General features: G+C 37.7%; 7 protein-coding genes. All 7 read right to left on the reverse strand.

The window, feature by feature from the left end; all coding sequences use genetic code 11:
* Positions 1-530: tRNA lysidine(34) synthetase TilS (gene tilS, locus NT145_02350; protein ID MCX5781535.1), on the reverse strand; the 530-nt coding region annotated here is incomplete at its 3' end.
* Positions 527-1,546 (reverse strand): tetratricopeptide repeat protein, encoded by a 1,020-nt coding sequence (locus NT145_02355; protein MCX5781536.1) that lies wholly within the window; start codon positions 1,544-1,546, stop codon positions 527-529. The genes NT145_02355 and tilS, both read right to left, overlap by 4 nt.
* A 10-nt stretch (positions 1,547-1,556) precedes the next feature.
* Positions 1,557-2,519, reverse strand: coding sequence for a patatin-like phospholipase family protein (locus NT145_02360; GenBank protein MCX5781537.1), 963 nt, complete (start codon positions 2,517-2,519; stop codon positions 1,557-1,559).
* A gap of 44 nt (positions 2,520-2,563) precedes the next feature.
* Positions 2,564-3,733 (reverse strand): TolC family protein, encoded by a 1,170-nt coding sequence (locus NT145_02365; protein MCX5781538.1) that lies wholly within the window; start codon positions 3,731-3,733, stop codon positions 2,564-2,566.
* Positions 3,730-5,061 (reverse strand): argininosuccinate lyase, encoded by a 1,332-nt coding sequence (gene argH, locus NT145_02370; GenBank protein ID MCX5781539.1) that lies wholly within the window; start codon positions 5,059-5,061, stop codon positions 3,730-3,732. The genes NT145_02365 and argH overlap by 4 nt, the downstream gene beginning before the upstream one ends.
* Positions 5,062-5,188: 127 nt before the next feature.
* Positions 5,189-6,403 (reverse strand): argininosuccinate synthase, encoded by a 1,215-nt coding sequence (locus tag NT145_02375; protein ID MCX5781540.1) that lies wholly within the window; start codon positions 6,401-6,403, stop codon positions 5,189-5,191.
* The coding region (locus tag NT145_02380; GenBank protein ID MCX5781541.1) for an aminotransferase class III-fold pyridoxal phosphate-dependent enzyme at positions 6,382-7,213 on the reverse strand (832 nt) is incomplete at its 5' end. The genes NT145_02375 and NT145_02380, both read right to left, overlap by 22 nt.

Below are 7,213 nucleotides of genomic sequence, written 5' to 3' on the forward strand. Positions count from 1 at the left end.
ATTTCTTCCTTAGTAATTGGAAGAAGCGGGCGGATAATCTCAAGTCCTGCTCGTATTTTCCTTGAAGCCGGTATTCCCCCTAAACCGTCAGTTCCTGTGCCCCTTATCATCCACATAATAACCGTTTCGGCGTTGTCATCTGCTGTATGTCCCGTAGCAATTTTATTATACCTGAGTTTTCTTGCGGTTTCATACAAAACATCGTAACGCAAATTTCTTCCCGCTGTTTCAAGCGAAATTTTATTGGTTTCGGAAAACTTTTTAACAGGCAATTTTTGGGTTATTGACGGAACGCCAAACCTTTCGGAAAGATTTTCGACAAACCGAAGTTCTTTTTTTGACGATTTCCTTAGACCGTGATCCATATGGACTACTGCTAACTCAATGGGTATATTTTTTTTTAGCCGCCAAAAAAGATGCAGTAAAGATACCGAATCAGGCCCTCCGGATACCGCAAGAAGAATTTTATCTCCGGCTGAAATAAGCCCTGATTTTTCTACATTTTTCTTAAATTTTTCCCAAGCATTCATCGAATCGTCTTATTAATGAATTCTAAATATCTTTGACTGTATTTTTTAAGGATATCGTCTTTTGCCAGTTTACTGCTTTTTTCTATTTCTTTTTTGGCAAAACTAACCAGTTTTTCTTTAAAATAAATATTTCCAAGAAAAAAATGCGCTAAAGCATTATCGGGAAATCCTTCACAAGCGGAAATAAATGTATTTTTTGCCGCTTCAATGTCATTATTTTCAATATACAACAATCCGAGATAAACATATCCGTCTATTATGTTTTTGTTTAAATCCAAAGCTTTCACAAATGACTCTTCCGCTTCCTTGTACTTTTTCTTCGCAGAATATAGTCTCCCTAAATCTATATAATCTTCATACACCGTATTTATTGCAGCGGCGCTCTTTATAACTGATATGGCTAAATTTATTTCGCCTGAGCTTTCATAACAAACGGCAAGATTTCTGTAAACGCGGGCATCAATTCTTATGGAAAGAGCCCTTCTGTAATACCTTAAAGCTTTGTCGGGAAATCCTTCCCTTAGATAAAGATTTCCCAAGCTAAAATTTGCCTCAAACGATTTCTGGTTCATTTTAAGAATTTTTAAATATTCTTGTATCGCAAGCTCGTACAAATCACTCTCTTCGTAAGCTTTAGCAAGTGAAAGCCTTACGCCCTCATGCTCGGGCGCAAGAGCGACAGCATCCTGGTAATAATTTATTGCGTGTGAAAAATCTTTTTTTGCAAAATAGATATCGCCGATAATGCGAAATATTTTTTGTTTTTTCTTTCTATCCGGATCAAGGTTCAGCGCTTCATTACAAGTAAGGAAAGCTTTATCAAAGTTTTCTTCCAGCCTGTATTCGTCCGCTAATTCAACAAGGATTGCCAGCTTAACTTTTTCCTTAGAAGTTTTTTGCAGTTTCAAAGATAATTCTTCGCTCCTGAGCGGTTCTCTTTCTAACGCAAAAGAAATCGAAGCAAAATAAATTACGGAAAAAGCCGCTACTATAGCAAACGCGAAGATTTTATTCATATGAATTAATTTAGTTGAAAAGTTTATCGTCATCTGTTTTCTCAATAAGAAAACGCTTTATTTGAGGAATTAGTTTTCGCGCGGCAATAATTCCGGCATCAATGCATTCTTCAAAACGCCCCAGGTCTATCGCTGATATATCGCCGACATTCGGCTGTATTACGATGTCAGCATTTTTGAGACGTTCTTTATTAAGGACACTGCCTTGTATATAGATTGACTGCGTAAGCGTCATCAAAACATTAGAAATATTACTTTTGGATATATCCGAAGTTACCGATACCGCTATAACAATGTCAGCGCCGAGCAGTTTGGCGGTATCCACGGGAATATTGGATGAAATCCCTCCGTCAACAAGATATCGGTGCCGATATTCAACCGGCGCAAAAACTCCGGGTATTGTTGAACTTGCCCTTGCTGCAAAAGCGACGCTTCCTTCCCTCAATACTATCATTTCACCTGTATTTATATCAGTCGCGATACATGCCAAAGTTTTGTCCATTTCATCAAACCGTTTATTCCCGATAGTGCGGGCAAGATAATCTTCCATTTTTTTAGTTGAAAGAAGCTGTTCTGACAAAAAAAGTTTTAAAAGGGTGATGCTCCCCATATTTGTAATTTTGTCCCATTGAACATCTTCCCCCATTTTTTCAATCTTTTCTACCGGAATCCCTGAACAATAAAGGGCTCCGATTAAAGAACCAACGCTGGTACCAACCACTATATCAATCGGCACCTTTTCTTCTTCCAAAACTTTTAAAACTCCTATATGCGCAAGCCCCCGCGCGCCCCCGCCTCCCAAAACCAAAGCTATTTTGGGACGGTCCTTAGGTGAAAGTGTCCTTACTTTCTGCCAAAAATAATCGGTAATGATTTTTTCTTCATCTATAGCAGATAAATAGGGAATATTTATAGATATGAAATAAATAAATACGACAATAACTTTGAGTAATTTACTATTCCTAAATAACATATTTTTCCTGTTTTTGGGAAAGATTTCGGAAAGTATTTCTATGGCTACTGTTTCAGAGATTTACCGATTGACCATTCAAGATTTGCCTGGCTTAAAAGAGATTCATAAATCGTATCCAGGCGTGATAATGCTTCTTCTATATTTTCTGCTTGAGCTTTTTTGTACAGATCGTTAAGGCGTGCTTTCCAGAAAGCATAATCCAGATACGCGTCTCTAACCTCAAAACGTATCTGATCTTCAATCTGCGCTCTTTTCAGCTGTCCCTGCCTGGCCTGGTTTTTTCTTTGCCGGTATTGCGTACTTGAAACCCACCCGTCAAATAATGGAATATTCATATTTATTGTGGCATTCCAGCTTCTTTGATCTAAAGAAACCTTTTCACCGAATAAATCATAGTTTGCACCCAAAGTAATGGTTGGGTATCGTTCTATAATAGATAGATTTACCCTCAATCCGTCCATTGTTTCCCGAAACTGCGTTTGTTTCAATTCCGGGCGATATTGATACGCCCATGCAAGACATTTCTCAAGGTCGTAGTCTTCTTTCGGAGGATTTAATTCTCCTTTTATTTCTATGACGGTATCAAGTTCAATTCCTACAGTACTTATGAATTTTAAAAGGAGTTTTTCATAATTATGTTTTGCTTTAATCAACTCCGATTTCAGCCTGGCTAATCCCGTGATTTTTTCTTTCTCCCCTTCAGTGATTGCTTTTTCATATATCCTTATTTTCTCTTTAACTAAAAGACACTCATAAAACGCTTTCTTAACCTGCAATTCAACTTGGTTTGCCATAGCTTCAAATTGGCTTTGCATCTCGGAATATTTTGTTTCAGCAAGTCTTAAGTTTGTTGTATATCTTCCGCCTGCATACAAGTATTGCCATAAAGAAAAACGCGTTGAATAATAGGTGTCAATATTTCCCTGAGGAAGATAAATTGAACTGAATGAAGGCGGAAGAACGCACGGAATTGCGTTATCAAAACGAGATGCGCTGACATTAAGGTCAATTTTAGGATAAATCTGACATTTTGCCTCGTCTACGGTATATTTTGAATATAAAACCTGTTCTTTAATATAAAGTAAATCCTGGCTGTTCATCATGGCTGTAGAGATACCGTCCTCCATAGTTAAGACCCTTTGAACATTTTCGCCGTACGCTATTTCAAAAGATAATAAAAATATTACTAATAAAAGGAACGAATGTTTCCTCATTTTTTCACCAGCTTTTTTAATTTTTCAATTTGAAGCGAAACAGAATCCCTTGAAGTCCCGCCGTATGATTTTTTTTCATTTATTATTTTTTTAGGCAATATTTTATCGTAAATTCCGATATTAAAATACTTTGAAAAACTTTTATATTCTTCAATTGAAAGATCTTTCAATGTTTTTCCTTTTGTCTGGCAAAATAAAACCATCTGCTTAACAATTTCATGCGCCTGCCTGAAGGGAACACCGCATTTCGCAAGATAGTCGGCTATCTCGGTTGCCCCGAGGAAACCTTTTTCATTTGACTTTTTCATCTGTTCGGATTTTATTTTTAATGTGCTGATAATTTCCGCCATAATTTCCAGATTTATTCTTGTGGTATCAACGGCATCAAATAAAGGAGGTTTATCCTCCTGCATATCCCTGTTATATGACAGAGGCAAACCCTTCATTATCGTCAAAATTGCAAAAAGATCGCCAAAAATTCTTCCGGTTTTTCCTCTTATGATTTCGGCAGAATCAGGATTTTTCTTTTGAGGCATAATTGAAGATCCCGAAGTAAATTTGTCAGAAAGTTCCCAAAAATCAAATTCAACGCTGGAAAAAATAACCAGTTCTTCGGCAAGCCTTGAAAGATGCACGGCTATTATGCTTAAAACTGAAATAAATTCTATTGCAAAATCTCTGTCAGAAACCGCATCAATTGAATTTTCGCTTACTTCTTTAAAGCCTAAAAGTTTTGCCGTGTATTTTCTATCTATCGGAAATGATGTCCCTGCTAAAGCAGCGCTTCCCAAAGGCAAAATATTTACTCTTTCCTGGCAGTTATTTATCCTTGATTTATCTCTTTCAAACATCCACGCATATGAAAGCAGATAGTGCGAAAAAAGAACGGGCTGCGCCGGCTGAAGGTGCGTATATCCCGGCATAACAAACTTGATGTTTGCCTGCGCTTGATTCAGTATGGATATTTGAACATTTTCAATAAGCTCAATTATTCCTGCGGCTTCATCTTTTAAATACAGCCTTAAATCCAGCGCTACCTGATCATTCCTGCTTCTTGCGGTATGCATTTTACCGCCGACTGAACCTATCCTTTTAATCAATTCTTTTTCAACCGAATAGTGGATATCTTCCGCAACAGATATTTTATTACCTTTTTTTATGTCTTTTAAGATTGATTCTAACCCGTTGACAATTTTTTTACCTTCCGCACCTGAAATAATGCCGGAATGTACCAGCATTTTTACGTGAGCAATTGAACCTATAATATCATAAGGCGCAAGCCTGCTGTCAAAAGAAGACGAACCAATAAATTCCTGAAATTTATCCATTTTTTCTCCTAGCGTATAGCGCCACGCCTGCCGGCGGGCAGGGATAGCGTTTAGCGCCGCGCCCGCCGGCGGGCAGGTATAGAAAAATAATAAATATTTGCTTAAGTTTCAACTTAACCCTTACCACTTATCCCTTACCCCTGCTTTTATCAAGAAGTGCTTTCACTTTTATCGGCAAGCCGAAAAGGTTTATAAATCCTTCTGCATCTTTCTGGTTATAAATTTGGTCTTTCCCGAAAGTAGCAAGTTTTTCCCAATAAAGCGATTTTTCAGCCTTTCTTGAGGCCGCTGTTATGTTCCCCTTGTATAATTTTAATTTTACAGATCCGGTAACATTTATTTGAGTTTTATCAATGAATGCATCCAACGCTTCCCTCAACGGAGTAAACCAGAGCCCGTAATAAACCATCTCGGCGTATTTTTGGCTTAATAAATCTTTATAATGCATTGTATCCCTGTCTATTGTTAAAGATTCCAGTTCCCTATGCGCGGCATAAAGAATAGTTGCGCCGGGAGCTTCATACACTCCCCTGGATTTCATCCCGACAAGCCTATTTTCAACAATGTCCGTTCTTCCTATGCCATTGATCCCGCCAATTTTATTAAGAGCATTGACCAGTGATACCGGATCAAGTTTTTTGCCGTTTACAGAAATAGGAATTCCCTTTTCAAAACCGATAGTGACGAATGCGGCTTTATTCGGCGCTTTTTCCGGAGAAACGGTGAGTTGAAACATTGATTCATCATATTCGTTTTTAACATCCTCAAGTATTCCGCCCTCATATGAAATGTGCCAAAGATTTGCATCGGAAGAATAGGGCTTTTTTTTCGTTACGGGAACAGGTATCCCTCTTTTTTTAGCATAAGCTATTGCATCTTCTCTGGACTTAATATCCCACTCCCTCCAGGGAGCAATTATTTGAATTTCCGGCATCAAAGCTTTAAACGCGAGCTCAAATCTTTCCTGGTCATTGCCTTTTCCTGTCGCGCCATGGCAAACCGCATCCGCATTTTCTTTTTTTGCGATATCTATAATTTTTTCCGCGATTACAGGCCTTGCCAAAGCTGTACCCAAAAGATATCTTCCTTCGTATATGGCTCCTGCTTTAATTGCAGGAAAAATATAATTAGAAACGAATCTCTTCTTGGCGTCAACAACGTAGGCTTTTGAAGCTCCTGTTTTAAGAGCTTTCTGTTTTATTGCTTTAAGATCTTCGTTTTGGCCTACATCGACAACACAGGCTATTACTTCTGCATTATATTTTTCCTTTATCCACGAAAGAATAACAGAAGTATCAAGCCCGCCGGAATAAGCGACAACTACTTTTTTGATCTTTGCCATATAAATGCGTCCTCCAATATTTCAATAACTTTATCTATATCCTTTTTATTAATAATTAACGGGGGAAGGAATCTTAAAACTTTGTCATTGGTGCAATTTATAAGAACGCCTTTAACCTTGCAGAATTTTACTATATCTGCACCTTTGAAATCAAGCTCCATTCCGACCATCAGTCCCAGTCCCCTGACATCTTTAATAAAACTATTTTTTTCTTTCAATTTTTGAAGTTTAGAAACGAAATATTTCCCGTTTTCAAGAACTTTCTTAAGCAATGACGGATTAAGTCCTTTTAAGACTTCTAAAGAAGCCACGCAAGATACCGGATTTCCTCCGAAAGTAGAACCGTGGTCGCCGTAATTAAACACGGAAGCAATATTTTCCTTTACAATAGTTGCGCCTAAAGGAAGCCCTCCGCCCAAACTTTTAGCTAAAGTAAAAATATCCGGAGTGACTCCGTAATGTTCATATCCAAACAACTTCCCCGTTCTTCCAAGCCCTGTTTGAATTTCATCAAAAATAAGGAGAAGTTTATTTTTTTTGCAAAGGTTCTTCAAACCTTTCACAAAATCTTTTTCCGCAATATTTACCCCGCCTTCTCCTTGCACCAGCTCAATCATTATTCCGGCGGTTTTTCTGCTTATCAGCTTTTTTACTGAATTCAGATCGTTAAACTTGGCATATTTAAAACCGCCCAAAATAGGTTCAAAACCTTCATGAAACTTTTTTTGCCCTGTTGAAGAAAGTGTGGCAATAGTCCTGCCGTGAAATGAATTTTCAAAAACTATTATCTCATTTTTCCCTTTTTTATTC

Source organism: Elusimicrobiota bacterium (genome assembly GCA_026388075.1).
GTDB lineage: Bacteria > Elusimicrobiota > Endomicrobiia > Endomicrobiales > JAPLKN01 > JAPLKN01.

Excerpts from the sequence above, each read along its gene's own strand:
- NT145_02375 (MCX5781540.1), bottom strand. The coding sequence starts at position 6,403 with ATGGCAAAGATCAAAAAAGTAGTTGTCGCTTATTCCGGCGGGCTTGAT.
- NT145_02365 (MCX5781538.1), bottom strand. The coding sequence starts at position 3,733 with ATGAGGAAACATTCGTTCCTTTTATTAGTAATATTTTTATTATCTTTT.
- argH (MCX5781539.1), bottom strand. The coding sequence starts at position 5,061 with ATGGATAAATTTCAGGAATTTATTGGTTCGTCTTCTTTTGACAGCAGG.
- NT145_02355 (MCX5781536.1), bottom strand. The coding sequence starts at position 1,546 with ATGAATAAAATCTTCGCGTTTGCTATAGTAGCGGCTTTTTCCGTAATT.
- NT145_02360 (MCX5781537.1), bottom strand. The coding sequence starts at position 2,519 with ATGTTATTTAGGAATAGTAAATTACTCAAAGTTATTGTCGTATTTATT.